At 65.2% G+C, this 1,696-nt stretch carries 2 protein-coding genes; both read right to left on the minus strand.

Annotated features, from left to right (window positions below):
- The coding region (locus tag IH09_RS36085) for a condensation domain-containing protein (RefSeq protein ID WP_318279671.1) at positions 1-1,345 on the minus strand (1,345 nt) is incomplete at its 3' end.
- Positions 1,346-1,347: 2 nt separating this feature from the next.
- Positions 1,348-1,696: phosphopantetheine-binding protein (locus IH09_RS40500; RefSeq protein ID WP_318279672.1), on the minus strand; the 349-nt coding region annotated here is incomplete at its 5' end.

Raw genomic sequence — 1,696 nt, forward strand, 5'->3', positions numbered from 1 at the left:
CCACCCCACCCAACACACCAACCCCACTCAACAAACCACCCACATCCATCACCACAGCCCGCAACACACGCTCAAACCGCCCCACCAACCGCTCCACCGTCACCCGATCAAACACATCAGTCGAAAACTCAACAAACCCCGAAAGCCCACCCGGCCCACCCACACCATCCACCTTCTCCGTCACACTGAAGAAAGCGTCAAAACGTGAGGTACCCATGGGCACGAGGAATGGGTCCACCTCCAGGCCGGCCAGGTGCAGATCTCCGTCCGGGGCGTTCTGCAACGCCAGGAGGATCTGGAACAGCGGGTGGTGGTTGGGCGAACGGTCCGGGTTGAGGACCTCCACCAGGTGTTCAAAGGGCACGTCCTGGTTCGCGTACGCGGCAAGCGCCGTCTCCCGCACCCGGCCCAGCAGCTCACGGAACGACGGGTTCCCCGAGACGTCGGTCCGCAGCACCAGCGTGTTGACGAAGAAGCCGACAAGGTCGTCCAGCGCCTCATCCGTACGCCCCGCGATCGGCATACCGATCGGGATGTCATCCCCGGCACCCAACCGCGACAACAGCACCGCAAGCCCCGCCTGCAACACCATGAACAAGCTCGCGCCCTCGGCCCGCGCCACCTCACTCAGCTTGCGATGCAGCTCCGCATCCCATTCGAAGGTGAGAATCTCGCCCCGCTGCGAGGAGACCGCCGGCCGAGGCCGGTCGAAAGGCAGCTCGATCTGCTCCGGCAGACCCACCAACTGCTCTTTCCAGTACGCGACTTGCTCAGCAAGCACGCTCTCCGGGTCGTTCTCGTCCCCCAGCAGCTCCCGCTGCCACAACGTGTAGTCCGTGTACTGCACCGGCAGCGCCGGCAGCTCCGCCGCCCGCCCCTCCCGGCGCGCCTCGTACGACGCCATCAGATCGCGGGCGAGCGGCGCGTACGACCACCCGTCACACGCGATGTGATGGATCAACAGCAGCAGAACGAACTCGTCGCCGCTCTCCCCCAGCCGGTACAGCCATGCCCGCACCGGTATCTCCGAGGACAGGTCGAAGGCGTACCGCACCGCCGCGTCGAGCTGCGGGCGCAGCTCGGACTCCTCGGCCGCGACCTCGTCCAGTGCCGGCCGGGCGTCCTTCGGGTCGAGGATGAGCTGGTAGGGCTCGCCGTCGGTCTCCGGGAAGACCGTACGCAGCGCCTCATGCCGCTCGACGACATCCGCGAGCGCCGCGCACAGCGCCTCGACGTCCAGCTTCCCCGTCAGCCGCAGCGCCCACGGCATGTTGTAGGTCGCGCTCGGGCCCTCCAGACGGTGCAGGAACCACAACCGACGCTGGGCAAACGACAGAGGAGTCACGATTACTTTCCTTCCTCGGTGCGCGACTTACGGATCAGCGCCGGGCGGGCCTTGGACGATTTACTGAGTTTCACGCCGAGTTCGGCGACGGTGGGTGCTTCGAAGAGAGCCCGAACCGGCATCTCCAAACCGAGAACACTGCGAATACGACTGGCCAACCGCGTAGCCAGCAACGAATGCCCACCCAAATCAAAGAAGTCGTCATCAATACCGACCCCCGAAACACCCAACACCTCACCGAAGAGATCACACAGCACCTCCTCACGCGGCGACCTCGCCACCCGACCACCAGAGCCCTCCCACTCCGGCACCGGCAAAGCACCCCGATCCAACTTCCCATTCACCGTCACC

Origin of the sequence: Streptomyces celluloflavus, from assembly GCA_000720995.1 — a bacterium.
Taxonomy (GTDB): Bacteria; Actinomycetota; Actinomycetes; order Streptomycetales; family Streptomycetaceae; genus Streptomyces; species Streptomyces celluloflavus.